Origin of the sequence: Zoogloea sp. (assembly GCF_041914405.1) — a bacterium.
GTDB lineage: Bacteria > Pseudomonadota > Gammaproteobacteria > Burkholderiales > Rhodocyclaceae > Zoogloea.
Map to the genome: position 1 here is coordinate 14589 of NZ_JAYSDK010000032.1, position 24894 is coordinate 39482.

General features: G+C 62.3%; 33 protein-coding genes. 10 read left to right on the plus strand and 23 right to left on the minus strand.

Translation table 11 applies throughout. The features are described 5' to 3' along the window. Positions 1-153 precede the first annotated feature (153 nt). The 10 genes from tatC to hisB form a co-directional block, all read right to left on the minus strand. Positions 154-891, minus strand: coding sequence for a twin-arginine translocase subunit TatC (gene tatC / locus ACE3RX_RS17700; protein ID WP_374486291.1), 738 nt, complete (start codon positions 889-891; stop codon positions 154-156). After that, entirely contained in the window at positions 888-1400 is a 513-nt protein-coding gene (gene tatB, locus ACE3RX_RS17705) for a Sec-independent protein translocase protein TatB (RefSeq protein WP_374486292.1), read from the minus strand. Before tatB ends, tatC begins: the two co-directional genes overlap by 4 nt. Before the next feature lie 104 nt (positions 1401-1504). Next, the gene (gene tatA / locus ACE3RX_RS17710; RefSeq protein ID WP_374486293.1) at positions 1505-1732 is read right to left on the minus strand and encodes a Sec-independent protein translocase subunit TatA; all 228 of its coding nucleotides are present in this window, start codon (positions 1730-1732) and stop codon (positions 1505-1507) included. An 18-nt stretch (positions 1733-1750) separates the two neighbouring features. Continuing rightward, a complete protein-coding gene (locus tag ACE3RX_RS17715; RefSeq protein ID WP_374486294.1) occupies positions 1751-2098 on the minus strand; it encodes a histidine triad nucleotide-binding protein in 348 nt (115 codons plus the stop codon). A 13-nt stretch (positions 2099-2111) separates the two neighbouring features. Beyond that, positions 2112-2438 (minus strand): phosphoribosyl-ATP diphosphatase, encoded by a 327-nt coding sequence (locus tag ACE3RX_RS17720; protein WP_374486295.1) that lies wholly within the window; start codon positions 2436-2438, stop codon positions 2112-2114. Then, positions 2435-2827 carry a phosphoribosyl-AMP cyclohydrolase gene (gene hisI / locus ACE3RX_RS17725; RefSeq protein ID WP_374486296.1) on the minus strand — a complete coding sequence of 131 codons (393 nt, stop codon included), beginning with the start codon at positions 2825-2827 and terminating at the stop codon, positions 2435-2437. The genes ACE3RX_RS17720 and hisI overlap by 4 nt, the downstream gene beginning before the upstream one ends. Then, a complete protein-coding gene (gene hisF / locus ACE3RX_RS17730) occupies positions 2824-3582 on the minus strand; it encodes an imidazole glycerol phosphate synthase subunit HisF (RefSeq protein WP_374486297.1) in 759 nt (252 codons plus the stop codon). The genes hisI and hisF overlap by 4 nt, the downstream gene beginning before the upstream one ends. A 3-nt stretch (positions 3583-3585) precedes the next feature. Next, the gene (hisA, locus tag ACE3RX_RS17735; RefSeq protein ID WP_374486298.1) at positions 3586-4332 is read right to left on the minus strand and encodes a 1-(5-phosphoribosyl)-5-[(5-phosphoribosylamino)methylideneamino]imidazole-4-carboxamide isomerase; all 747 of its coding nucleotides are present in this window, start codon (positions 4330-4332) and stop codon (positions 3586-3588) included. 65 nt (positions 4333-4397) lie between these two features. Beyond that, positions 4398-5036 (minus strand): imidazole glycerol phosphate synthase subunit HisH, encoded by a 639-nt coding sequence (gene hisH / locus ACE3RX_RS17740; RefSeq protein WP_374486299.1) that lies wholly within the window; start codon positions 5034-5036, stop codon positions 4398-4400. Continuing rightward, positions 5033-5620, minus strand: coding sequence for an imidazoleglycerol-phosphate dehydratase HisB (gene hisB, locus ACE3RX_RS17745; RefSeq protein WP_374486300.1), 588 nt, complete (start codon positions 5618-5620; stop codon positions 5033-5035). The genes hisH and hisB overlap by 4 nt, the downstream gene beginning before the upstream one ends. A 110-nt stretch (positions 5621-5730) precedes the next feature. Here hisB and hisC point away from each other — a divergent pair, with 110 nt between their 5' ends. Next, on the plus strand, positions 5731-6822 hold the full coding sequence (gene hisC, locus ACE3RX_RS17750; protein WP_374486301.1) for a histidinol-phosphate transaminase: 1092 nt from the start codon (positions 5731-5733) through the stop codon (positions 6820-6822). A 75-nt stretch (positions 6823-6897) separates the two neighbouring features. Here the strand turns inward: hisC and hisD are convergent, their stop codons facing one another. Together hisD and hisG are read right to left on the minus strand one after the other, a co-directional pair. Beyond that, positions 6898-8214, minus strand: a complete 1317-nt coding sequence (hisD, locus tag ACE3RX_RS17755; protein ID WP_374486302.1) for a histidinol dehydrogenase — start codon at positions 8212-8214, stop codon at positions 6898-6900. Continuing rightward, positions 8211-8855, minus strand: coding sequence for an ATP phosphoribosyltransferase (hisG, locus tag ACE3RX_RS17760; protein WP_374486303.1), 645 nt, complete (start codon positions 8853-8855; stop codon positions 8211-8213). Before hisG ends, hisD begins: the two co-directional genes overlap by 4 nt. Positions 8856-9029: 174 nt before the next feature. Here hisG and rnk point away from each other — a divergent pair, with 174 nt between their 5' ends. After that, positions 9030-9413: a nucleoside diphosphate kinase regulator gene (rnk, locus tag ACE3RX_RS17765; protein WP_374486304.1), complete on the plus strand. Its 384-nt coding sequence runs from the start codon at positions 9030-9032 to the stop codon at positions 9411-9413. 50 nt (positions 9414-9463) lie between these two features. On the opposite strand, the gene murA is transcribed toward rnk, so the two are convergent. From murA to ACE3RX_RS17815, 10 genes are read right to left on the minus strand one after another with little or no spacing between them, the layout of a single operon-like run. Continuing rightward, entirely contained in the window at positions 9464-10714 is a 1251-nt protein-coding gene (gene murA / locus ACE3RX_RS17770) for a UDP-N-acetylglucosamine 1-carboxyvinyltransferase (RefSeq protein ID WP_374486305.1), read from the minus strand. A 14-nt stretch (positions 10715-10728) separates the two neighbouring features. Further along, positions 10729-10983, minus strand: a complete 255-nt coding sequence (locus ACE3RX_RS17775) for a BolA family protein (protein WP_079432829.1) — start codon at positions 10981-10983, stop codon at positions 10729-10731. A gap of 9 nt (positions 10984-10992) precedes the next feature. Then, entirely contained in the window at positions 10993-11748 is a 756-nt protein-coding gene (locus ACE3RX_RS17780) for an ABC transporter permease (RefSeq protein WP_374486306.1), read from the minus strand. 6 nt (positions 11749-11754) lie between these two features. Next, the gene (locus ACE3RX_RS17785) at positions 11755-12657 is read right to left on the minus strand and encodes an ABC transporter ATP-binding protein (protein ID WP_374486307.1); all 903 of its coding nucleotides are present in this window, start codon (positions 12655-12657) and stop codon (positions 11755-11757) included. A gap of 14 nt (positions 12658-12671) precedes the next feature. Continuing rightward, positions 12672-12956 carry a lipid asymmetry maintenance protein MlaB gene (locus ACE3RX_RS17790; RefSeq protein WP_374486308.1) on the minus strand — a complete coding sequence of 95 codons (285 nt, stop codon included), beginning with the start codon at positions 12954-12956 and terminating at the stop codon, positions 12672-12674. Then, positions 12953-13585: a phospholipid-binding protein MlaC gene (locus ACE3RX_RS17795; RefSeq protein ID WP_374486309.1), complete on the minus strand. Its 633-nt coding sequence runs from the start codon at positions 13583-13585 to the stop codon at positions 12953-12955. Before ACE3RX_RS17795 ends, ACE3RX_RS17790 begins: the two co-directional genes overlap by 4 nt. Continuing rightward, positions 13582-14415, minus strand: a complete 834-nt coding sequence (locus ACE3RX_RS17800; protein ID WP_374486310.1) for a VacJ family lipoprotein — start codon at positions 14413-14415, stop codon at positions 13582-13584. Before ACE3RX_RS17800 ends, ACE3RX_RS17795 begins: the two co-directional genes overlap by 4 nt. Positions 14416-14472: 57 nt before the next feature. Then, positions 14473-14949 carry an outer membrane lipid asymmetry maintenance protein MlaD gene (gene mlaD, locus ACE3RX_RS17805; protein ID WP_374486311.1) on the minus strand — a complete coding sequence of 159 codons (477 nt, stop codon included), beginning with the start codon at positions 14947-14949 and terminating at the stop codon, positions 14473-14475. After that, positions 14949-15731 carry a lipid asymmetry maintenance ABC transporter permease subunit MlaE gene (gene mlaE / locus ACE3RX_RS17810; protein WP_374486312.1) on the minus strand — a complete coding sequence of 261 codons (783 nt, stop codon included), beginning with the start codon at positions 15729-15731 and terminating at the stop codon, positions 14949-14951. Before mlaE ends, mlaD begins: the two co-directional genes overlap by 1 nt. Further along, on the minus strand, positions 15731-16534 hold the full coding sequence (locus ACE3RX_RS17815; protein ID WP_374486313.1) for an ABC transporter ATP-binding protein: 804 nt from the start codon (positions 16532-16534) through the stop codon (positions 15731-15733). The genes mlaE and ACE3RX_RS17815 overlap by 1 nt, the downstream gene beginning before the upstream one ends. A 178-nt stretch (positions 16535-16712) precedes the next feature. On the opposite strand from ACE3RX_RS17815, the gene leuS reads away from it, so the two are divergent. The 8 genes from leuS to ACE3RX_RS17855 all read left to right on the plus strand — a co-directional run bounded on the left by leuS (position 16713) and on the right by ACE3RX_RS17855 (position 24464). Beyond that, positions 16713-19334: a leucine--tRNA ligase gene (leuS, locus tag ACE3RX_RS17820; protein WP_374486314.1), complete on the plus strand. Its 2622-nt coding sequence runs from the start codon at positions 16713-16715 to the stop codon at positions 19332-19334. A gap of 20 nt (positions 19335-19354) precedes the next feature. Next, on the plus strand, positions 19355-19561 hold the full coding sequence (locus ACE3RX_RS17825) for a hypothetical protein (protein WP_374486315.1): 207 nt from the start codon (positions 19355-19357) through the stop codon (positions 19559-19561). After that, on the plus strand, positions 19558-20088 hold the full coding sequence (gene lptE / locus ACE3RX_RS17830; protein ID WP_374486316.1) for an LPS assembly lipoprotein LptE: 531 nt from the start codon (positions 19558-19560) through the stop codon (positions 20086-20088). Before ACE3RX_RS17825 ends, lptE begins: the two co-directional genes overlap by 4 nt. Next, on the plus strand, positions 20085-21122 hold the full coding sequence (gene holA / locus ACE3RX_RS17835) for a DNA polymerase III subunit delta (RefSeq protein WP_374486317.1): 1038 nt from the start codon (positions 20085-20087) through the stop codon (positions 21120-21122). The genes lptE and holA overlap by 4 nt, the downstream gene beginning before the upstream one ends. A 34-nt stretch (positions 21123-21156) precedes the next feature. Continuing rightward, a complete protein-coding gene (locus ACE3RX_RS17840; protein ID WP_374486318.1) occupies positions 21157-22434 on the plus strand; it encodes a glutamate-5-semialdehyde dehydrogenase in 1278 nt (425 codons plus the stop codon). A gap of 414 nt (positions 22435-22848) precedes the next feature. Next, positions 22849-23421: a methylated-DNA--[protein]-cysteine S-methyltransferase gene (locus ACE3RX_RS17845; protein WP_374486319.1), complete on the plus strand. Its 573-nt coding sequence runs from the start codon at positions 22849-22851 to the stop codon at positions 23419-23421. A gap of 27 nt (positions 23422-23448) precedes the next feature. Continuing rightward, complete coding sequence (gene ybaK, locus ACE3RX_RS17850; protein ID WP_374486320.1) at positions 23449-23940, plus strand: Cys-tRNA(Pro) deacylase; 492 nt, start codon at positions 23449-23451, stop codon at positions 23938-23940. Positions 23941-24080: 140 nt separating this feature from the next. After that, positions 24081-24464: an H-NS family nucleoid-associated regulatory protein gene (locus ACE3RX_RS17855; protein ID WP_374486321.1), complete on the plus strand. Its 384-nt coding sequence runs from the start codon at positions 24081-24083 to the stop codon at positions 24462-24464. A 24-nt stretch (positions 24465-24488) separates the two neighbouring features. On the opposite strand, the gene ACE3RX_RS17860 is transcribed toward ACE3RX_RS17855, so the two are convergent. Beyond that, positions 24489-24884, minus strand: a complete 396-nt coding sequence (locus ACE3RX_RS17860; RefSeq protein WP_374486322.1) for a dihydroneopterin aldolase — start codon at positions 24882-24884, stop codon at positions 24489-24491. Between the last annotated feature and the right edge of the window lie 10 nt (positions 24885-24894).

The window sequence follows — 24894 nt, forward strand, 5'->3', positions numbered from 1 at the left end:
CAAGAACACGATCTCAAAAGGCCACGATGATGCCCAACAAAAATTCATTTGTCATCACAACAAAGATGCTTCTGACCCCTGCCCGCCTCAAGAAACCAGAGCGCGGCTGCGGCGCATCAATGACAAGGGGCGCCGTAGCGCCCCCTCTTCAGATCATTCCGCTGCGGCCTCTATTCGGCTCTTGGTGACGAAGCGTGCGAGGAAGATGCCCAGTTCGTAGAGCAGGCACATCGGAATAGCGAGCATGAGCTGGGAAACGACATCCGGCGGCGTGACGACGGCCGCCACCACGAAGGCACCGACGATCACATAGGGCCGGGCTTCCTTGAGCTTGGCCACGTCGACCACGCCCATCTTGGTCAGAATGATGACGAAGACCGGCACCTCGAAGGTAATGCCGAAGGCAAGGAACATGGACATCACGAACGACAGGTACTGCTCAATGTCCGGTGCCGGCGTGATGCTCTTAGGTGCAAAAGTGGCAATGAACTTGAACACCGTGCCGAACACGAAGAAGTAGCAGAACGCCATGCCCGCCACAAACAGGACGGTACTGCCAATCACCAGCGGCAACGCCAAGCGCTTTTCATGGGCGTAAAGCCCCGGCGCGATGAAAGCCCACGCTTGGTACAACACGAAGGGCAAGGCGATAACGAATGCCACCATCAGGGTGACCTTCATCGGTACGAAGAAAGGCGTGACGACCCCCGTGGCGATCATGCGCGTGCCTTCGGGCAAGGCCTGCATCATCGGGTGGGCGAGTACATCGTAGATGTCGCCCGCCCAAGGCATCAGGCAAGCAAAAACCGCCACAAGCGCAATTACACAGCGCAGCAGGCGGTCACGCAGCTCAATGAGATGGGAGATGAAACTGTCTTCCTGAACACTCATGTCTTGGAACTCTTGGATTCAGGCGCGGGACGGTTGAAATCGGAGTCCACCTGGTGCTCGTCCTGCACCGGATCAGGCATGATCATGGTATCAGGCATCGCGTTGGCATCCAGCGGCAGGACCTCAGGAGCCGCCTGGGTGAGTTGCGCGGAAACAGACGACGACTCCCGCACGGCATCGGAGCTCGCCTTGAAGCTACTTTCCAGATCAGCAACGGCCGAAGAAGCCGACTGGATGGACGAGGCGACGCCGCCTTCGATGCTTGCGACTTCGCTCCGCACCGTAGACTCGAACTCCATCGCCGACTTGCGGGCCTCCTCCTGCAGGCGCTTCAGCTCGTCGAGCTGCATCTCCCGATTGATGTCCGACTTCACGTCGGACACATAGCGCTGCAACCGGCCGAGCAGGTGCCCGGTCGTGCGCGCCACCTTGGGCAGGCGCTCAGGCCCTAGCACCAGCAGGGCAACGATACCGATGACTACAAGTTCAGAAAAACCGATGTCGAACATTCGATCTGCCTAAGGAATGTGAGCGCTGATCACGGGTACGCCCTCCCAGAAACGGAAAGAGGGGCGTAATGCGCCCCTCCTCCGCGACTGACGCGGGAACGGGATCAGGACTTGTTCTTTTCCCGCGCTTCCGCGTCGATGGTTTGACCGCTACCAGACGCAATCTTCTGGTTCGCGTCGCCGGCGCCCTGGTCAGCATCACGCATGCCTTCCTTGAAGCCCTTTACCGCTCCACCGAGATCCTGCCCGATGTTGCGCAGCTTCTTGGTGCCGAACACGAGCATCACGATCACCAGAACGATCAGCCAGTGCCAAATGCTGAATGAACCCATTCAAAAATCTCCTTGAAACTACCGTTTAAGCATCGGCCCGACCGGCTCTTGCCCACCAACGATGTGCATGTGCACATGCATGACTTCCTGCCCGCCGACGCGACCGGTATTGATGATGGACCGGAAGCCATCCGGACTTCCTTGATCGACGGCAATCTGGTTGGCCACGAGTAGCATCTTGCCGAAGGTCGGGACGTCTTCAGGCGTGGCGTGCGCCAACGACGTGACATGCTTCTTCGGGATAACCAGCACATGGACCGGACGCTGGGGCTGGATGTCCTTGAAGGCCAGCACTTCGTCGTCCTCGTACACCTTCGCCGCCGGAATCTCGCCCCGGACGATACGGCAGAACAGACAGTCTTGCATCGCGAAAATTCCCTTACTTGGCGCTGCGGGACTTCTTCTCGTCGATGCCCGACACGCCTTCGCGGCGACGGAACTCGGCGAGCACGTCGTCCACCGACAGGCCGTAATGGGCCAGCAGGACCATAGTATGGAACCACAGGTCGGTGACTTCCCACACCACGTGCAGCAGATCCTTGTCCTTGGCCGCCATGATGGTCTCTGCGGCTTCCTCGGCAACCTTCTTGCAGATAGCGTCGGTGCCCTTGTGGAACAGACTGGAGACGTAGGAGGAATCAGGGCTGGCATCCTTGCGCTCGGCAAGCGTCTGGGCCACCCGGTGCAACACTTCGATATCGATCATTTGTATATGTCCTTCGGGTCTTTGAGAACCGGCTCCACGGCCTCCCAACGGCCGCCGGCAAAATACTTCTGGAAGAAGCAGCTACGCCGCCCGGTGTGACAGGCAATGCCGCCGACCTGCTCGATCTTCAGGAGCACCACGTCGCTGTCGCAGTCGACGCGGATCTCACGGATCTTCTGCGTATGGCCGGACTCCTCGCCCTTGTGCCACAAGCGTCCCCGCGAGCGCGAGAAATAGACGGCTTCACCGAGCTCGGCGGTCTTGGCCAAGGCCTCGCGGTTCATCCACGCGAACATCAACACGTCACCGGTTTCGGCATCCTGGGCGATGGCCGGGATCAGCCCGTCCTTGTCCCAAGCCAGTTCGTCCAACCAGGCAGCAGTGCTCACAGGCGCACCTCGATACCTCGGGCGCGCATCAGCTCTTTGGCCTCTCGCACGGTATGGTCGCCGAAGTGGAAGATGCTGGCAGCCAGCACTGCATCGGCACGGCCCTTGGTGACGCCGTCGGCCAGGTGATCGAGACTGCCGACGCCACCACTGGCGATGACCGGGATGGACACCGCGTCGGATACAGCGCGGGTCAGCTCCAGGTCAAAGCCGTTCTTGGTGCCGTCTCGGTCCATGCTGGTAAGCAGGATCTCGCCAGCACCGAGGGACTCGATACGACGCGCCCATTCGATGGCATCGAGACCGGTGCGGTTGCGGCCACCGTGGGTAAAAACCTCCCACTTGCCCGGGGAAACCTGCTTGGCATCGATGGCCACCACGATGCACTGACTACCGACCTTGCCGGACGCATCGGCCACCACTTGCGGGTTATTCACCGCAGCCGTGTTGATGCTGACCTTGTCGGCACCTGCATTGAGCAGACGGCGAACGTCATCGACGGTCCGCACGCCGCCACCGACGGTGAGCGGAATGAAGACCTGTTCGGCGACCTGTTCAACCACGTGCAGGATGATGTTGCGATCGTCGGAACTAGCGGTGATGTCGAGAAAGGTGATCTCATCGGCACCCTGCTCGTCGTAGCGACGGGCAACCTCAACCGGATCACCGGCATCGCGCAGTTCGACGAAGTTGACGCCCTTGACAACGCGACCTGCACTAACGTCGAGGCAGGGAATGATACGTTTGGCGAGCATGAATCAGTCCGCCGGGCTCAGCTCGTCGGCACGAGCCTGAGCGGCAGCGAAGTCAAGCGTGCCTTCGTAGATCGCACGGCCGGTGATGGCACCGGTGATGCCCTCCGGCTCAACCGCACACAAGGCCTCCACGTCAGCCAGCGCCGCAATACCGCCGCTGGCGATGACCGGAATGCGCAGGGCCTGGGCCAGCTTGACGGTGGCCTCGATATTCACGCCGGACAGCATGCCGTCACGGCCGATGTCGGTGTAGATGACGCCTTCGACACCGTAGTCCTCGAACTTCTTGGCGAGGTCCACGACGTCGTGGCCGGTCAGCTTGGACCAGCCATCCACCGCCACCTTGCCGTCCTTGGCATCCAGGCCGACGATGATGTGGCCGGGGAAAGCGCTGCATGCATCGTGCAGAAAACCGGGGTTCTTCACGGCAGCGGTGCCAATGATCACATAGGTGAGGCCGGCATCGAGGTAACGCTCGATGGTGTCCAGGTCGCGGATGCCACCACCCAGTTGAACCGGAATCTCGTCACCGACTTCCTGCAGGATGGACTTGATCGCCGCTTCATTCTTCGGCTTGCCGGCGAAGGCGCCGTTGAGGTCCACCAGATGCAGGCGCCGGGCGCCTTGGTCGACCCAGTGGCGGGCCATCGACCGGGGATCTTCGGAGAAGACCGTGGCAGCGTCCATTTCGCCTTGTTTCAGGCGCACGCAGTGACCGTCCTTGAGGTCAATAGCGGGAATCAGCAGCATAAGAGGAAAGACGGTAAGGAGTTGAAACGGGATGCGGGATGACGAAAAGCCGCGCCTAAGGGATCTCAGGGATTCCAGGTAACAAAGTTGGACAGCAGTTGCAGGCCCGCGTGCGCGCTCTTTTCCGGATGGAATTGAATGGCGAAGATATTAGCCTGCGCTACCGCCCCGGTAAAGGGGATGCCGTACTCCGTGGTGGCCGCCACGATGGCAGGATCCGCCGGATCCACGTAATAGCTGTGCACATAGTAAAAACGGGCACCATCCTCGATGCCGGTCCAAAGGGGGTGAGGCTGCTTCTGCCACACTTCATTCCAGCCCATGTGCGGCACTTTCAGGCGGGAACCATCAGCCGCCACCATCCTGTCGGCGGGAAAACGACGCACTTCGCCACGGAAAATGCCGAGCCCCGGCACGTTGCCTTCCTCACTGTGCTCGAAAAGCATCTGCTGGCCGATGCAGATACCCAGGAAAGGCTTGCTGCGGGCCGCCTCCAGCACCGCCGGACGCAGGCCGCGGGCATCCAGTTCACGCATGCAGTCGGGCATCGCGCCCTGCCCGGGGAAAACCACCCGCTCCGCCGACAGCACTTCGGCTGGATCGGCAGTGACGACGACTTCAATTCGATTGGAGACGTGCTCGATGGCCTTGGCCACCGAACGCAGGTTACCCATGCCGTAATCAATGATTGCGATCTTGCTCACAGGGCCCCCTTCGTAGAGGGCACCACACCAGCCTGACGGGGATCCGGCGTGACCGCCATGCGCAGCGCACGGCCGAAGGCCTTGAACACCGTTTCGCACTGGTGATGAGCATTGCGCCCCTTCAGATTGTCGATGTGCAGGCTGACACCGGCGTGGTTCACGAAGCCCTGGAAGAATTCATAAACCAGCTGGGTATCCAGGGCCCCGATCGCACCGGCGGTGAAGGGCACGTCGAACTCCAGGCCCGGACGGCCGGACAGGTCGACAACAACCCGCGACAGGGCTTCGTCGAGGGGCACATAGGCATGGCCGTAGCGGGTCAGCCCCTTCTTGTCACCCAGCGCCTTGGCAAAGGCCTGGCCGACGGTGATGCCAACGTCCTCAACGGTATGGTGGCCATCGATGTGCAGGTCGCCGGTGGCTTCGATATCCAGATCGAAGCAGCCATGACGGGCGATCTGATCGAGCATGTGGTCGAAGAAACCGATACCGGTATTGAGCTGGCTCTTGCCCGAGCCGTCCAGGTCGACCCTGACCCGGATCTGCGTCTCAAGGGTATTGCGGGATATTTCGGCTTGCCGCATTGCGCTTATTTCCAGAAAAACGGTGATGGACTGGGAACGAATGGGGCCATGATAGCATCTAGCGTTTTTACAGTCCCTTGCGGCACTTTAGGGTGCCACGCCGACCTGCCATGAGCCGTTTCTGGAGCCCCGTCGTCCACGACCTGACCCCCTACGTTCCCGGCGAGCAGCCCAAGCTTGCCAATCTGGTCAAGCTCAACACGAACGAGAACCCCTACCCGCCGAGCCCACGCGTACTCGAAGCCATCCGCTCCGAACTCGGCGCGGATGCGGACCGCCTGAAGCTCTACCCGGATCCGACCGGCACCCAGCTAAAGGCCGCTGTCGCCCGCCATTTCGACGTAGCGCCGGAATGGGTCTTCGTCGGCAATAGCTCGGACGAAGTCCTCGCCCACACCTTCCAGGCCCTGCTCAAGCACGACGCGCCGCTGCTGTTCCCGGACATCACCTACAGCTTCTATCCGGTGTATTGCGGGCTGTACGGCATCGATTTCGAAGCCGTCCCCCTCGACGAGCACTTCGCGATCCGTGTGGACGACTACCTGTCGCGCGGCGCCGACAAGGTCGGTGGTGTGATCTTCCCGAACCCGAACGCCCCCACCGGCCGCCTGCTGGCACTCGACGAGATCGCTCGCCTCGCGGAAGGCCTGCCGGACAGCCCGATCGTCATCGACGAGGCCTATGTGGATTTCGGCGGCCTCGACACCATCCCCACCGCCGTAGCGCTGGTGAAGCGCCACCCCAACGTGCTGGTCACCCAGACCCTGTCCAAGTCTCGCTCCCTAGCCGGCCTGCGCGTCGGCTTCGCGATTGGTCAACCGGAGCTTATCGAAGCCCTCACCCGCGTAAAGGACAGCTTCAACTCCTACCCGCTCGACCGCCTGGCCCTCGTAGGTGCCAGCGCTGCGCTGGACGACGAAGCCTACTTTGAGCAAACCCGCCGGCAGGTCATCGCCAGCCGTGAAACCCTGACCAGTGATCTCGCTGCACTGGGCTTCGAAGTGCTGCCATCAGCCGCCAATTTCGTATTCGCTCGCCATCCGGCCCACGACGCCGCAGCTTTGGCCGCAGCCCTGCGGGAGCGCAGCATCATCGTGCGTCACTTCAAGGCGGCGCGCATCGACCAGTTCCTGCGCATTACGGTAGGCACCGATGCGCAGTGCAGCCTGCTCATTCGGGCACTAAAAGAAATCCTGGCCTGATCTTCCAGATATCTGTGTCCACGAAAAAGCCGCACTCGAGAGTGCGGCTTTTTCACATTCACCCAGAGGCGCAAATCACCCCTTCAGACGCATTTCCGCCGAACGGGCGTGGGCCTGAAGGCCTTCACCGTGGGCCAGCACGGAGGCGATCCTGCCGAGGGTCTGGGCGCCCTGCTCCGAAATATCGATGAGGCTGGTGCGCTTCTGGAAGTCGTACACCCCCAGCGGACTGGAGAAGCGCGCGCTGCGCATCGTCGGCAGCACGTGGTTGGGGCCGGCGCAGTAGTCGCCGAGGGCCTCGACCGAGTAATGACCGATGAAGATCGCGCCGGCGTGGCGGATCTGGTCGATCCACTGGTACGGATCCGCCAGCGACAACTCCAGGTGTTCCGGCGCGATACGGTTGGCAACTTGGCAGGCTTCCGCCAGGTCACGCACCAATACCAAGGCACCGCGATTGGCCAGCGACGTGGCAATGGTGTCGCGGCGCGGCATTTCCGGCAGCAGCCGGGCAATGCTCGCCTCCACCTGGGCGATGAAGTCCTCGTCGGTACACAGCAGGATCGACTGGGCCAGTTCATCGTGCTCGGCCTGTGCAAAAAGATCCATCGCCACCCAGTCCGGATGGCCGGTACCGTCGGAGATGATCAGTACTTCGGACGGCCCTGCCACCATATCGATGCCGACGGTGCCGAAGACGCGGCGCTTGGCACTCGCCACGTACGCGTTGCCCGGACCGACGATCTTGTCCACCTGCGGGATCGTCTGCGTGCCATAGGCCAACGCCGCCACGGCCTGGGCTCCGCCGATCGTGAACACACGGTCCACACCGGTAATCGCCGCGGCAGCCAGCACCAGCTGGCTACGCTCGCCACGGGGCGTAGGCACCACCATGATCAATTCGCCGACACCCGCCACTTTGGCGGGAATCGCGTTCATCAGCACCGAGCTGGGATAGGACGCGCGACCACCCGGCACGTACAGGCCGACACGATCCAGCGGCGTGACCTTCTGCCCCAGACGGGTGCCGGCCATGCCTGCGGACTCGTCGTTGTAACGCCAGGATTCGAGCACCTGACGTTCGTGATAGGTGCGCACGCGCGCCGCGGCGGCTTCCAGCGCCTGGCGCTGCTCGTCGCGCAGCCCCGCCAACGCGGCCTCGAGTTCAGCCTTCGGCAGTTCCAGCGCGGCCATGTCGCTCACATCCAGATGATCGAAGCGGCGGGTGTACTCGACAACCGCTGCGTCACCATTCTTGCGCACGTTCGTCAGGATGTCGCCGACCGCCTGCTCGATGGCCGCATCGGTGCTGCCCTCGAAGGCCAGCAGCGCATCCAGCGTGGCGATGAAGTCGGGTTCGGCGGAAGACAGGCGACGGATCTGGGCGCTCATTTCTTGACTGCTCCTGCAAAGGCCTCCAGCACTGGCTGGATCAACTCGCGCTTGAGCTTGAGGGAGGCCTGATTGACGACGAGACGTGAGCTGATCGGCATGATGTCTTCCACCTCCACCAGGTTGTTGGCCTTCAGGGTGCTGCCGGTGGACACCAGATCGACGATCGCATCGGCCAGGCCGACCAGCGGCGCGAGCTCCATGGAGCCGTAAAGCTTGATCAGGTCCACGTGCATGCCCTTGGCCGCGAAGTGCTCCTTGGCCGCCTTCACGTACTTGGTCGCCACCCGGATGCGCGCACCGCGCTTGACCGCAGCGGCGTAATCGAAATCCTTCGGCACCGCCACGCACAGGCGGCACTTGGCGATGTTGAGGTCCAGCGGCTGGTACAAGCCGGCGCCGCCATGCTCCAGCAACACGTCCTTGCCGGCGATGCCCATATCCGCCGCGCCGTACTGCACATAGGTCGGCGTATCGGTGGCGCGCACGATGACCAACCGTACATCCGGCCGATTGGTGCCGATGATGAGCTTGCGCGAGGTCTCCGGGTTATCGGTCGGCGTGATCCCCGCGGCGGCGAGCAGCGGCAGGGTTTCCTCGAAGATTCGGCCCTTCGAGAGGGCAAGCGTAATGCCGTTCAAGATGATGCTCTGTGTGCGTAAAGCGCGATTCTATCCGATTCGGGGAGCCCATCGCGCCCGATGCGGCGGGACGTTTGCGCAGCGTCCCCTTTCTGCTAGCCTTGGGTGCGTGGCTGAACCGCTATCCGGCGGGATCGGCCATTTTCTTTTTTGATCGAAACGAAGGAGTTTCCAGTGAAACCTGAAATCATCGTGTCCACGCGCGACCTCGAACGCCTTGAAGCCCTGCTCTCCAAGCCGCCAACCCGCAACCGCAGTGACCTCGACGGCCTACGCGCCGAGCTCGAACGCGCCACGGTACTCGACGACGAAGAGATGCCGAATGACGTCATCAGCATGAACAGCCGCGCCCGCTTCCGCGAGGAAATGTCTGGACGCGAATACGATCTGACCCTCGCCTGGCCCCACGACGCTGGCAGCGGCGACGGTACGGTATCCATCTTTTCCCCAGCTGGCAGCGCCCTGCTGGGATTGTCAGTCGGCCAGATCATCGACTGGCACACCCCTGACGGCCACGCCATCCAGTTGAAGGTGCTGGCAGTCCAGCCCGGCGCCTGACGCAGGCTTTCAGCCATGGGCCGCCGCGGCGGCCCACCCCGATACGCAGCTCAGCGAATCCGCCGGACGCGGGCACCAAGCGCGGACAGTTTCTCCTCCAGACGCTCGTAACCACGATCCAGGTGGTAGATGCGATCCACCGTGGTTTCGCCTTCCGCCACCAGGCCAGCAATGATCAAGCTCGCGGAAGCCCGCAAGTCGGTGGCCATCACCGTCGCGCCCTGCAGGCGCTCGACGCCCTTCACGAAGGCCGTATTGCCATCGATGCGGACATCAGCGCCAAGACGCTGCAGTTCGACCGCATGCATGAAACGGTTTTCGAAGATCGTCTCGCGAATCACCGCCGTACCGTTGGCCACCGCATTGATCGCCATGAACTGGGCCTGCATGTCGGTCGGGAACGCTGGATAAGGCGCCGTACGCAGGCTGACGGACGTCAGCCGCTCGGGCGCCTTTAGACGGATCGCATCGCGCTCGCCGATCACTTCGCAGCCCGCATCCATCAGCTTGTCGACGACCGCGTCCAGGTAGCTGGTGGACGTGCCGGTCACGCGGACATCGCCGCCGGTGATGGCTGCCGCACACAGGTAGGTACCGGTCTCGATACGGTCCGGCATGATGCGGTGGGTTGCACCGTGCAGAGCCGGTACGCCCTTGATGCGGATCACGTCGCCGCCAGCGCCGGAGATCTGTGCGCCCATCGCCACCAGGCAGTTGGCCAGGTCGACGACTTCCGGTTCGCGGGCCGCGTTCTCGATGACGGTCTCGCCGTCGGCCAGACAGGCCGCCATCATCAGGTTCTCGGTGCCGGTCACGGTGACCATGTCAGTAAATAGGCGGGCGCCCTTTAGCTTGGGCACCTTGGCGTGAACATAACCATGCTCGACCTTGACCGCGGCACCCATCGCCTGCAGGCCCTTGATGTGCTGGTCCACCGGGCGCGCGCCAATCGCACAGCCGCCCGGCAGGCTCACCTGGGCCTCACCGAAGCGGGCGACGAGCGGGCCGAGTACCAGGATGGAGGCACGCATGGTCTTGACCATCTCGTAGGACGCGACCGGGTTGTTCACCCCGCTGGCATCCAACGTGACGGTGTCACCATCGCGGCTCACCTTGACACCCATCTGCTCAAGCAGGCGCAGCAGCGTGCCAATGTCGTTGAGACGCGGCACATTGGTGAAGGTCACCGGTTCGCTGGTCAGCAAGGCCGCACACAGGATCGGCAGCGCTGCGTTCTTGGCACCGGAAATGGCGATCTCGCCGGACAGGCGGACGCCGCCTTCAATCAGCAGTTTATCCATGCATCAATGGGCGATCAGCCCAGTTCCTTCTGCAATTCGGCCCACTGGGTGGGCGTAAAGGTCGACAACTGGAGGGCGTGGATCTCGTTGCCCATCAGCTTGCCCAGGGTGGCATATACCGCCTGGTGCTGGCGCACCCGCGGCTTGCCTTCAAATGCCGGGCTGACGACGATGCCCGTGAAATGGGTGCCGTCATCCCCTTCGATCTGGAGGAAATCACACTCGAGACCTGCAGCAATCAACCGCTCGATTTCGCTAGCCGGAAACATAATCACTCCTCAGGCCCGCAGCTTATAGCCCCTGGCAAGCATTTGCAGGGTAAGCGCCGCGAGCACGACAAAACAGACAGTCACGACCCCGAGGCTCGCCCACGGCGACACGTCGGAGACTCCAAAAAAGCCATACCTGAACCCGTCAATCATGAAGAAAAACGGGTTGAAATGCGACACCCCCTGCCAGAAGGCCGGTAGGGAATGGATCGAGTAGAACACGCCGGAGAGCATCGTAAGCGGCATGATCAGGAAGTTCTGGAACGCCGCCAGTTGGTCGAACTTGTCGGCCCAGATCCCCGCGATCACGCCAAGACTCGCAAGAAACGCGCCGCCGACCAGCGTAAAGGCAACGATCCACAGCGGTTCTGCGAAAGGCAGGTGCGCAAAGGGCAAGGCGGCCAGCAGCACGCCAATGCCACAAAGACTGCCACGCAAGACCGCCGCCAGCACATAGGCGGAATAGAACTCCCGATAGGAAATTGGCGGCAACAGCACAAACACGATGTTGCCGGTGATCTTGCTCTGGATCAGCGATGACGAGCTGTTCGCGAAGGCATTCTGCAACACCGTCATCATCACCAGGCCTGGCACCAGAAAAGCTGTGTAGTTGACGCCGGGAAAAGGCTGCACGTGATCCTCAAGCACATGACCGAAGATCAATAGATAGAGCACCGCATTGAGCACCGGCGACAACACCGTCTGGAAACCCACCTTCCAGAAGCGCAGGCACTCCTTGTACAACAGGGTCTTGAAACCTTCCATGCTGCCTCAGTTCTGATTCATCACGCCGACGAAGACCTGTTCCAGGTCAGGCTTGCCGAGGGCCATGTCGACGATCTCGGCACCGGCGGACTTGAGGCCGGCAAGCAAATGCCCGACCTCGTCAAAATTATCGAAACCCAACGTCCATTGCAGACCATCCCGGGACAGCACACAGGCTTCCAGGTCAGGCGAAACTGCAACGGCTTGCGCCAGACGTACTTGCAACGTGTGGCTGGCGAAACGCTGCAGCAGATTGGCCGTAGTGTCCAGCGCGACGATGCGCCCCGCCTTCAGCATGGCGATTCGCCCGCACAGGGACTCCGCCTCTTCCAGGTAATGGGTGGTCAGCACGATGGTGTGGCCATCCTGGTTCAGCTTGCGGATGAACTGCCACAGACCATGGCGCAGCTCCACGTCCACCCCGGCAGTTGGCTCGTCGAGGACGATGACCGGCGGCCGATGGACCAGCGCCTGGGCCACCAAGGCCCGCCGCTTCATACCACCCGACAACATGCGCATGTTGGAGTTGGCCTTCTCGGTGAGGTCCAGGTGATGCAGGATCTCGTCGATCCAGTCGTCGTTGTTGCGGATACCGAAGTAACCAGACTGGATGCGCAGCATCTCGCGCACATTGAAGAACGGATCGAAAACCAGTTCCTGGGGCACCACACCAAGGGCCATTCGCGCAGCGCGGTAGTCGCGAACCACGTCGTGGCCCATGACCTCCAGCGTGCCCGAGTCTGGTCGCGCCAGCCCCGCCAAGGAGGAAATCAAAGTGGTCTTGCCGGCCCCGTTGGGGCCAAGCAAGCCAAAGAACTCGCCCTGGGCCACCTCCAGGTCGACGCCGGCCAGGGCCTGCAGGGAACGGAAACGCTTGGTGACGCCGGCAATGCGGATCGCTGGACTCATAAAAACCGACAGGCTCAGCGAGCCAGAGAGAGAATGGAATCGACGTCGTAGAGCGACGCAAGACTGACCAACGCCGTCGGCGCATGGTCGATGGAAAGCTGCCGCCCGGCAGCGCGGGAAGCACGCAGCCAGCTAAGCAGCAGCGCCAAAGCCGCGGAATCCACCTGAGTGACGCCGGACAGATCGACAACCCGGTCGCCACCCGTAACCTGCTCGCGACCGGCCGCCGCCAGCGCCGCGACGGTGGCGATGGTCAGGGGGCCACTGAGGCTCAGGCGTGCGCCGTCGGCCTGGATCATTTTTTGGCTGCCGTCGTGGGGTCGAGCCGCGTGTTCTTGTCCTTGAGGGACTTGATCAACCCGTCGATACCACCAGCACGCACTTCCTGGCCGAACTCGTCGCGGTAGTTGGTAACGAGGCTCACGCCCGCCACCAGCACATCGTAGACCTTCCAGTTGTCGCCCTGCTTCTCAAGGTTGTAATCGATCTGCACCGGCTTGGCGCCCGCCTGGCGCACCTTGGTACGCACAATCACATCGCTATCTTCAGGCTTGGCCTTCAGCGGCTCGAAATCGATCTGCTGGTCACGGTACTTGGTCAACGCGTTGGAATAGGTGCGCACCAGCAGCGTCTTGAACTCGTGGGTCAGCACCGATTTCTGGTCAGCGGAGGCCTGCTTCCAGTCCTTGCCGACGGCCAGGCGGGTCATGTGGGCAAAGTCGAAGTAAGGCAACACCTTGGTCTCGACCAAGGTCACGGCCTTGCGGGTATCACCGGACTGGATCGCCTTGTCCTGACGGACGATGGAAATCACGTCGTCGCTGACGCTCTTGACCAACACGTCGGGCGCCACGGTATTGGCCGCGGCGCTGAACTGGATGCCGAGGCCCAGGACCAGCGCCGCAAACAGGGAAGTGAAGCGTTTCATTCGAGACTTTCCTTCTTGTTGGGGGAGGAGGATTTATCAGCAGCAGAACCGGCCGCATTGCCGTCGGTCGCCGCCTTATCGTTGTCATTTTCGGAGGAGTCGTCGTCGTCCGGATCCTTTTCGCGCGGCGGCTGGCCGTCGAAGATCTGGTTGCGGCGATACTGGATGTAGAAACTGCGCATATAGCCGTACTTGTCCAGCGCAGCCTCCTCGGCTGCCGTATCGGCACCCAGCAGCGCGGCCCGCTTGCTGACGAGGCGCAGGCCGCCCAGGCTGTTGCGGGCACCCACGTCCTCCAGTTGCATGAGCGGATCAACACGGAAATCGCCGATCAACGACACGCCATCCCGGACATTGCTGGACCCCAGCAAGGGCAGCACCAGATAGGGGCCATCACCGACGCCCCAGCGACCGAGGGTCTGCCCCAGATCTTCATCATGCTTTTCGAGACCGATCTCGGTAGCGACATCAAAGACCCCCAGCAGGCCTACCGTGGAGTTAAGCAGGAAGCGCCCGCCATCGGACAAGCCATCGACAAACTTGCCCTGCAGCAGGTTATTGACGCCAATCCAAACGTCAGCGATGTTGCCAAAGAAATTGGCAACGCCGGTCTTCACCGGCAGCGGCGCCAGGTCATAGACCTCGGCCGCAGGACGCATCACGTACTTGTCCGCCTTCTCGTTGAACTGGAAGGTCGCCCGGTTCATCGGCTCGAGCGGATCCTTGGGGTGCCCCCCCGGCCCGGCACAGGCGGCCAGCGTACAGGCCAATCCCAGCGCCATCAGGACACCACGCCCTGCCACCATCGATTCAGTCTTGCTGTTCGTCATTGTCTTTTTCGCTCGCAGCCACAACTGCGCTCTCTGTGCCAAACGCCCCGTCCGCACTTACTTCGCAGGGGCCTGATCTCCTTCTGCCGCCTTGTTGAACATGAACTGGCTGATCAGTTTCTCGAGAACAACGGCGGACTGGGTCTTTTTGATGACGTCGCCCGGCGCGAGGGTCTTTTCCTCACCGCCGGGATCGAGGCCGAGATACTGCTCGCCGAGCAGACCCGACGTCAGGATGTTGGCGAAGGTATCGGTCGGGAACTTGTAGCGGCCGTCCACGGAGAAGACAACTTCGGCCTGAAAGTGTTCATTGTCGTAGCGGATTTCGGTGACCCGCCCGACCAGGACGCCGGCACTCTTGACCGGTGCGCGCACCTTGAGCCCGCCGATATTGTCGAAACGGGCGCTGAGAGTATAGGGCGACTGGACGTCCGACCCGGAAATGCTGCCAACCTTGAGGGCCAGGAACAACAACGCGGCGATACCCATTGCCACGAAAACACCGACCCACAGGTCGAGCGTCGTGCGACTCATCATAGACCTCGGAACATGAAAGACGTCATTACAAAATCGAGCGCCAGGATGGCCAGCGCAGAACTCACCACGGTACGCGTGATCGCGCGGGACACCCCTTCGGCAGTCGGCACGCAGTCGTAGCCTTCGAACACGGCAATCAACGCCACGGCAACGCCAAACACAGTGCTCTTGAACACACCGTTGAGCACGTCATAGCGGAAATCGACGGCAGCCTGCATCTGGGACCAGAAGGCCCCGTCATCGACGCCTATGAAGACCACCCCGATCAACCAACCGCCGAAGATACCCATTGTCGAGAACAGCGCGGCCAGCAGCGGCATGGACACCACGCCCCCCCAGAAGCGGGGGGCAACCACCCGGGCGATCGGGTTGACTGCCATCATGTCCATCGCCTTTAGCTGCTCGGTGACCTTCATCAGGCCGATTTCCGCCGTCACCGCCGAGCCAGCCCGGCTGGCGAACAGCAGACCGGCCACGACCGGGCCGAGTTCCCGCAGCAAGGACAAAGCCACCATCGTGCCCATCGCCTCACTGGAACCATAGCGCTGCAGGATCTCGTAGCCTTGCAGGCCCAGCACCAGGCCGACGAACAGACCCGACACGAGGATGATCAGCAGCGACATCACGCCGCTGAAATACAGCTCGCGGATTGTCAGGTGCAGGCGCAGGAAGGACTGCCCCGAGTAGCGCAGGATCAGCACGAAAAAGCGGGCAATGAACCCGAGCTGCCACACCCCGCTTACCGCCAGGGATCCCAGTTTGCGCAACACGTCGCCCATCAGCCGGCCCCTCCAACCAGCGCCGTCGCGTAATCGCCGGCGGGGTAGTGGAAAGGCACGGGGCCGTCGGCCTCGGCGTGCACGAACTGATGCACGAAGGGATCGGAGGTATTGCGGATCTCGTCCGGCGTACCTTGAGCCACAACCCGCCCTTCGGAAATGAAATAGATGTAATCCACGATCTGCAGGGACTCCTGGATGTCGTGGGTGACGATCAGCGAGCTGGCGCCGAGCGCGTTGTTCAGACGGCGAATCAACTGCCCGATCACGCCGAGGGAAATCGGATCGAGGCCGGTAAAGGGCTCGTCGTACATCAGCAGCATTGGATCGAGGGCGATCGTCCGGGCCAGCGCGACGCGCCGCGCCATGCCACCTGAAAGCTCCCCCGGCCGCAGCTGAGCCGCACCGCGCAAGCCAACCGCATGCAGCTTCATCAGCACCAGATCATTGATCAGCTCGGGCGGCAGATCGGTGTGCTCACGCAGCGGGAAAGCCACATTGTCGAACACCGTCATGTCGGTGAACAGCGCACCGAATTGGAACAGCATGCCCATGCGCCGGCGCAAGGCGTACAGATCCTCGCGATCAAGCGTCCCTACATCCTGGCCGGCAACCAGCACGCGACCACCGACGGCACGCTCCTGCCCGCCGATCAGCCGCAGCAGCGTGGTCTTGCCGCAACCGCTGCCCCCCATGATGGCAACCACCTGCCCACGCGGAATGGATAGGGAAATGTCGCGCAGGATCATCCGCTCGCCATAGGCGAAGCGCACATTCTCAAGACGGACAAGGGGCTCGGACATAGGAAAATGCTGCGTTGCGGGAGCGCGATTGTAACAGACGCATTTGGCCATGACATGCACCGAGCCCGAACATGAAGGGGAAATATCTCGTGACATCAATGTCTTGAGCGCGCTCCAGCGGGCTTCACCGGACCGGTTTATAATGCGAGGTTTCGTTCCATCCGCGACTTTTCCGCCCATGCAGGACAAATACCTTCCCGCCGATATCGAACGCGCCGCCCAGCAGCACTGGGACAGCACCGAAGCCTTCCGCGTCGCGGCCGACGCGTCGAAGCCCAAGTATTACTGCCTGTCCATGTTCCCGTATCCGTCGGGCAAGCTGCACATGGGCCACGTGCGCAACTACACGATCGGCGACGTGCTGTCCCGCTTCCACAAGATGAAGGGCTACAACGTCCTGCAGCCGATGGGCTGGGACGCCTTCGGCCTGCCCGCCGAGAATGCCGCGATCAAGAACCAGGTGCCGCCAGCCAAGTGGACCTACGACAACATCGCTTACATGAAGCAGCAGCTCAAGTCGCTGGGTTTTGCCATCGACTGGAGCCGCGAGCTGGCCACCTGCACCCCTGAGTACTACAAGTGGAACCAGTGGCTGTTCCTGCGCATGCTCGAAAAGGGCATCGCTGAACGCAAGACCCAGGTCGTCAACTGGGATCCGGTTGACCAGACCGTGCTCGCTAACGAACAGGTCATCGACGGCCGCGGCTGGCGCACTGGCGCCCTCGTCGAAAGGCGCGAGATCCCCGGCTACTACCTGAAGATCACCGACTACGCCGACGAGCTGCTGTCCGATCTGGACACCCTCGAGGGCTGGCCCGAGCGCGTCAAGCTGATGCAGGCCAACTGGATCGGCAAGAGCACCGGCGTGCGCTTTGCCTTCAGCCACGACATCGCCGATGAAAACGGCCTGATCAACGATGGCAAGCTGTGGGTGTTCACCACCCGCGCCGACACCATCATGGGCGTCACTTTCTGCGCTGTGGCCGCCGAGCATCCGCTGGCCCTGCATGCCGCCCAGGACAACCCTGCACTGGCCGCCTTCATCGAAAAGTGCAAGCACGGCTCGGTAATGGAAGCCGACATGGCCACGATGGAGAAGGAAGGCCTGCCCACCGGCCTGTTCGTCACCCACCCGCTGACCGGCAAGCAGGTCGAGGTGTGGGTCGGCAACTACGTACTGATGAGCTACGGCGACGGTGCCGTGATGGGCGTCCCCGCCCACGACGAACGCGACTTCGCCTTTGCCAAGAAATACGACCTGCCCATCGAGCAGGTCGTGGCCGTCGGCGACAAGCCCTACTCCACCGACGCCTGGCAAGAGTGGTACGGCAGCAAGGACGGCGCCTGTGTCAATTCCGGCAAGTACGACGGCCTCGGCTATGAAGCCGCCGTCGACGCCATTGCCGCCGACCTGGCCGCCAAGAACGTCGGCGAAAAGAAAGTCCAGTGGCGCCTGCGCGACTGGGGCATCTCCCGCCAGCGCTACTGGGGTTGCCCGATCCCCATCATCCACTGTGACGACTGTGGCTCGGTGCCGGTGCCCGACGATCAGCTGCCGGTGGTGCTACCCGAGGACTGCGTGCCGGATGGCTCCGGCAATCCGCTGCACAAGCGCGCCGACTTCCTCGAGACCACCTGCCCGTGCTGCGGCAAACCGGCCCGTCGCGAGACCGACACCATGGACACCTTCGTGGACTCGTCCTGGTATTACGCCCGCTACGCGACCAAGTTCGGCGCCGACAAGATGGTGGACGACGAAACCAATTACTGGATGACCGTCGACCAGTACATCGGTGGCATCGAACATGCCATCTTGCACCTGCTCTACTCCCGCTTTTGGACCAAGGTGATGGGCGACCTGGGCCTTGTGACTTACCGCGAGCCCTTCGCCCACCTGCTGACCCAGGGCATGGTTCTCAACAACGCCTTCTTCCACAAGCCCGAAGGCGGCGGCAAGAACTACTTCTGGGAAAGCGAGATCGACGTCCAGAAGGACGCCAAGGGCCAGATCACCGGCGCGACGCTGAAGAAGGACGGCACCGTGCTCGAGCACGAGCTGACCACCATGTCCAAGTCGAAGAACAACGGCGTGGACCCACAGGCGCTCATCGAACAATACGGCGCAGACACCGCGCGCTTCTTCATGATGTTCGCCGCCCCGCCCGAGCAGACCCTTGAGTGGTCCGACGCCGGTGTCGAAGGCGCCTACCGCTTCCTGCGCCGGGTGTGGAGCTTCGGCCACCTGCTCGCTAGCGAGATCCGCCCGCAGATCGGCGCCGAGCGCAGCCTGAACGGCGCCAAGCTGCCCGAGGCGCTGGCCAGCTTCCGCCGCGAGATCCACCTGCTCCTCAAGCAGGCCAACTACGACCTCGGCAAGCAGCAGTTCAACACCGTGGCCTCCGCCACGATGAAGATGCTCAATGCCCTTGAAAAGGCCCCGCGTGAAGGCGCGCTGGCGGCCGAGGTGATCGAGGAGTGCTTTGGCATCCTGCTGCGCGTGCTGTCGCCGCTCACCCCGCATATCAGCCACGCCCTGTGGGCCGAACTCGGCTACGGCGAGGACATCCTCAAGGCCGCCTGGCCGGAGCCCCTCGACGCCGCGCTGGTGCAGGACGAGATCGAACTGATGCTGCAGGTCAATGGCAAGCTGCGCGGCGCGCTGCGCGTCCCGGCCGATGCGGCCAAGGACTCGATCGAAGCCGCGGCACTGACCCACGAGGCTGCCGTCAAGTTCATGGAAGGCAAGCCGGCGAAGAAGGTCGTGGTCGTCCCCGGCCGTCTCGTCAACATCGTCTGCTGACCCACGGAGGGACCCGCATCATGCGCACCGTCGCCAGTCTCCTGCTCGTTACCGTTCTCGCCGGCTGCACCACCGCCAACGAAAGACTGGTCTACGAAGGGATCCGACAGGAGAACGCCCGGCAGCAAGGCCAGCCGGGCCGCGACACCGCGCCCGATCCCGCGGGTCCCGACTTCGACGCTTACTCCAAGGAACGCCAGCGCCTGCAAAAGGAACCGCGCCCATGAGCCAGACCCCGTCACCTGCCCGCCGCCGGGCCCTTGCCGCGATCGGCGCCGTGCCGCTGCTGCTGGCCGGCTGCGGCTTCCAGTTGCGCGGGCCGCGACCGCTGCCCTTCGAGTCGATCTACCTCGGCATGTACCAGTATTCCGACCTAGCCGCAGCCATCCGCCGCCAGATCCGCGCCAGCAGCACCACGCGCATCGCCGACACCCCGGAAGAAGCCCAGGTCCGCCTGGAGGTGCTCGCCGACGCCAAGGAAAAGGCGATCCTGGCCCTTAATGCCCAGGGCCGTGTGCGCGAATACCAGTTGCGCCAGCGCTTCTATTTCCGCGTCGTGGACAAGGCGGGCCGGCAAGTGCTCGCACCCAACGAGATCTACCTGAAGCGCGACCTCGCCTTTGACGACTCCCAACTGCTCGCCAAAGAGCAGGAAGAGATCCTGCTCTACCGGGACATGCAGGGCGATCTGGTGCAGCAGCTGATGCGCCGCCTGGCTGCGGCGAAGATGCCGGAAGCCGAGCCCAAGCCGTGAACCTGCGCCCGGAACAGCTCGCAGCCCAACTCGACAAGCCCCTTTCCCCGCTCTACCTGCTGCACGGCAACGAGCCCCTGCTGGTGCTCGAAGCCGGCGACGCGATCCGAGCCGCCGCCCGCAAGCAGGGGTACGAGGAACGTGAAGTGCTGGTGGCAGGCCAGGGCTTCCGCTGGGAGTCCCTGCAAGCAGCCGCCGGCAACCTGTCCCTGTTCGGCGCCAGCAAGCTGGTGGACCTGCGCATCCCCAACGGCAAGCCCGGCCGCGACGGCGGCGAGGCGCTGCAGCGCTACGCACGCAATCTCGACGACGGCGTCGTCACCCTCATCACGCTGCCCGAGATGGACTGGGCAACCCGCAAATCCGCCTGGTTCGTCGCCCTAGCCGAGGCCGGCGTAGCGGTCGAGCTCAATGCACCCGAGCGGGAACGCCTTCCGGAATGGATCGCGCTGCGCCTCAACCGCCAGCAGCAGAAAGCAGATCCAGACGCGCTGAACTTCATTGCCGAACACGTGGAGGGCAACCTGCTCGCCGCCCACCAGGAAATCCTAAAACTGGGCCTGCTCCACCCTCCCGGGCAACTGAACCTGGAAACAGTGCGCGACGCGGTACTCAACGTGGCTCGCTACGACGTGGACAAACTGCGCCAGGCCCTTCTGGAGGGTGACGCCGGCCGGTGTGCTCGCCTGCTGGAAGGTCTCAAGGGCGAAGGCGAAGCACCGCCGCTGGTGCTATGGACGCTGGCCAACGAGATTCGCACCCTCGCCAACCTCCGCCTCGGCCTGGATGAAGGCCAGCCCCTACCGAACCTCCTGAAGGCCGAGCGCGTCTACGAAGAACGCCGCAAGCAGGCCATCCAGCGTGCCCTGCCGCGCTTGAACTCCGCCATTCTGCGCACGTCGATCTTGCACGCCGCCAAAATTGACAGGATGATCAAGGGTCTAGCCAGCGGCGACGTATGGGATGAATTCCTCCAGTTGTGCCTGCGCCTCACCCGCGCCACAGCCGCCCAACAAGCCCCGGCCCGGCGCTGAGCCCCGCGCCACCAACCGAGACGAGACGACGAAGATGGACATCAAGACCTACATGCAGACCGTCGGTCGCCAAGCCCGCGCTGCATCGCGCGGCGTGGCCGCCGCCTCCACCGATGCCAAGAACAAGGCCCTCCTCGCGATGGCCGCCGAGATCCGCGCACGCAAGGCAGAACTCGCTGCAGCCAACCGCCAGGACCTCGAAGAAGCCCGTGCCAACGGCCTCGAGCCGGCAATGATCGACCGCCTGACCTTGTCCGACAAAGGCATCGAAGCGATGGCCGTCGGCCTGGAGCAAGTTGCTGCGCTGCCTGACCCGGTCGGCGAGATGACAGATCTCAAGCGCCGCCCGTCCGGCATCACCGTCGGCAAGATGCGCGTGCCGCTGGGCGTCATCGGCATCATCTACGAAGCCCGCCCCAACGTCACCGCCGACGCTGCCGCCCTGTGCCTGAAGTCCGGCAACGCGGCAATCCTGCGCGGGGGCAAGGAAGCCCTGCACTCCAACCAGGCGATCGCCGCCTGCGTACGTGCCGGCCTCGCTGCCGCCGGCCTGCCGGAAGCAGCCATCCAGGTCGTCGAAACAACCGACCGCGCCGCGGTCGGTGAGCTCATCACGATGCCCGAGTTCGTGGACGTCATCGTGCCCCGCGGCGGCAAGGGCCTCATCGAACGCATCTCCAACGAAGCCCGCGTGCCGGTGATCAAGCACCTGGACGGCAACTGCCACGTATATGTGGACGAATTCGCCGATCCGGCCAAGGCCCTCGCCATCGTCGAAAATGCCAAGACCCAGCGCTACGGTACCTGCAACACCACCGAATCTCTGCTGGTGGACGCCAGCGTGGCCCGCGCCCAACTCCCCGCCATTGGCACCATGCTGGCCAGCAAGGGGGTCGAGTTGCGCGCCTGTCCGACCTCCCTCGCCATCCTGCGCGAAGCCGGCATTGCCGACACCCAGCTCAAGACTGCTTCGGAATCGGACTGGAGCGAGGAATTCCTCGCACCGATCATCGCCATCAAGGTCGTTGACGGACTAGACGAGGCTATTGCCCACATCAACACCCATTCGTCCCAGCACACCGAAGCCATCGTCACCGAGAACTACACCCGTGCAATGCGCTTCTTGCGAGAAGTGGACTCATCCTCGGTAATGATCAACGCCTCGACCCGCTTTGCCGACGGCTTCGAATATGGTCTCGGCGCGGAAATCGGCATTTCCACGGACAAGATCCACGCCCGCGGCCCAGTCGGCCTCGAAGGGCTGACCAGCCAGAAGTGGATCGTTTTCGGTGAGGGGCAAGTCCGCGCCTGATCCAGATAATACCCACCGGCGGCCCCCTCGGCCGGAAAGCAGAGCGCCCGTTCCAATCGCCCCGTGCATTGAACGGGCGTTTTCACATACAGGCAAAATTGCTCCACCCGCGCCCTTCTCAATCCCGCCCACCTGTCCCGCCGCCATTCCCTTCCAGCACCCAGAAATACACCGCTACACGCGGGAAATGGGCGTACTGACAGGTCTTTCCATAAAGCCCCTCCCTCGTCCGCAACGACAGTGATCCACTCCCGAATCGGCAAAGCCGGCCGGCAGATTCGCGCCCCCGTTTCCGGGAAACGGACTTGGCTAATCTACCCATACAAATGAACTATCGGAGCTGGACAAACTAGCCCCAGCCTGACATTCCCGCCCCACTTGCCGCAGCACAAAAGCCGGGCGCACAATCCGGGCATGCCTTTCCCTCTTTCACACAGCAGCGGGGCGCCAGTCCCGCAGCTTGCCGCCGTCATGCCAACACCATTCTCCAGGATCGGTGTCAGCACACTCGACGGATATATCAGCCATATCGCCTTCCTGCCAACCGATCATCCACTGCAATCCCCTCGCAATGCGCTGGCCGAAAAGTGCTGCACGCAAATCGAGCGCTATGCACAAGACCCCGACACCCGATTTGACCTGCCACTGCTCATTCAGGGGAGCCTGTATCGCCGCCGGATCTGGGCTGCCATCGTAGCCATTCCTCGCGGGCAGACACGCACCTATGGGGACATCGCAAAAGACATTCGGAGTATTCCACGCGCCGTCGGCCAAGCCTGCGGCGACAATCCCTTTCCCCTCGTCATTCCGTGCCACCGGGTTGTCACAACTGTCAGCATCGGTGGCTTTGCCCACAATCGGAATGGCTTCCTGATCGACATCAAACGCTGGCTATTGATCCACGAAGGAAATGCCGACCCTCTCGGAGAAATTCAGCGCAATCTCTTCGAAACTCCACCGAATTTGCCCGGTCAACCCACCGCGTGATCCACGATTCCTTTCTCTCGAAAAGCCATGTCCCGCCAAGAGCATAATGCACCGGAAACACCGGCCACCCGTTTCCTGCGCCAGCACAAGATGGCCTTCTCCACCCACCTATACACCTATGAAGAACACGGTGGCACCCGCGTTTCCGCGCGCGAACTGAATGTCCCAGAGCACGCCGTGGTCAAGACTCTGGTGATGGAAAACGAAGCGCACCAACCCCTGATCATATTGATGCATGGCGACCGCAAGGTTTCAACGAAAGAACTGGCAAGGCAGGCCGGCCACAAACAGATAAGCCCTTGCGACCCTGCTGTCGCACAGCGCCATACCGGCTATCTCGTGGGCGGCACATCTCCATTCGGTACAAAGAAGACGCTGCCGGTCTTTATGGAAAACAGCATCCTCGATCTGCCCCTGATTTATATCAATGGAGGCCGCCGTGGTTTTCTCGTAGGGGTTCACCCCCATGATCTGCTGCAAATACTCCGCCCCAAGCTCGTCAGCGTGGCCCTGGAATAAATGGAAATAAAACACTTGCCAAATCACGGGAAAATGGTGGCAAAATAAGACAGATAATAAATATCCTACAAGACGGCACCGCATAACAGCCGCGCCACATCAACTGCAGCCCAGCTCCAAGCTGAAGGAAAGAAAACGCCATGGACATCTCCTCGCTCTCCCTTGCCGAATTGCGTCGCCTTCAAGGCAAAGTCGAAACCGAAATCCGGCGCCGCTCCGACTCCGCCAAGAAAGATCTGCTGAAGCGCATGCAGAAGCTGGCCGCCGAGCACGGCATGAGTCTGACTGAAGTCATCGGTCAGGAAAATCAGGAAAAGGCCGCCCCGGCCCCCAAGAAAGCCGCCGCAAAGCCAGCCAAGAAGGCTGCCGCAAAGCCGGCTTCTGTAATCAAGTTCCGCCACCCGGAAAATGCCGCTATCGGCTGGACCGGCCATGGCCGCAAGCCTCAGTGGGTCATCGATTGGCTCGCTCAAGGCAAGCCTCTCGACGAATTGCGCGCCGAAGCGCCCGTCACCTCTGCGTGATTGTCGGCCGGGTTTGCCGCAGCCTCAATGTGGCAAACCCGCTGTCGGAGCCCGCGCCGGCGGCTCCAGTCCATTGCGGCCGCGTTCGATGAAGACGCCTACGCGCTTCACGTCTTTCATTACCCCGATCTTCGCAATGGCGAGCTTGACCCACGGCGCGCCGAATTCATCGAACAGCAAACTCACGATGAATTCACCGAGCGTTTCGATCAGATTGAATTGGCGAACAGCCAGTTCATTGCGAATTCGCTCGATCACCTTCGCATAATCGATGGTATCGGCAATATCATCATGTTCGGCTGCCGCATCGGGCACCCCGAACGTAAGATTCAGCTCCAGGGTCTGGTCGGCCACCCTTTCACGAGGATAAATGCCGACACGGGATTTCACCCGCAATGCCTCGATAAAAATAAAATCCATCGTTCGTCCC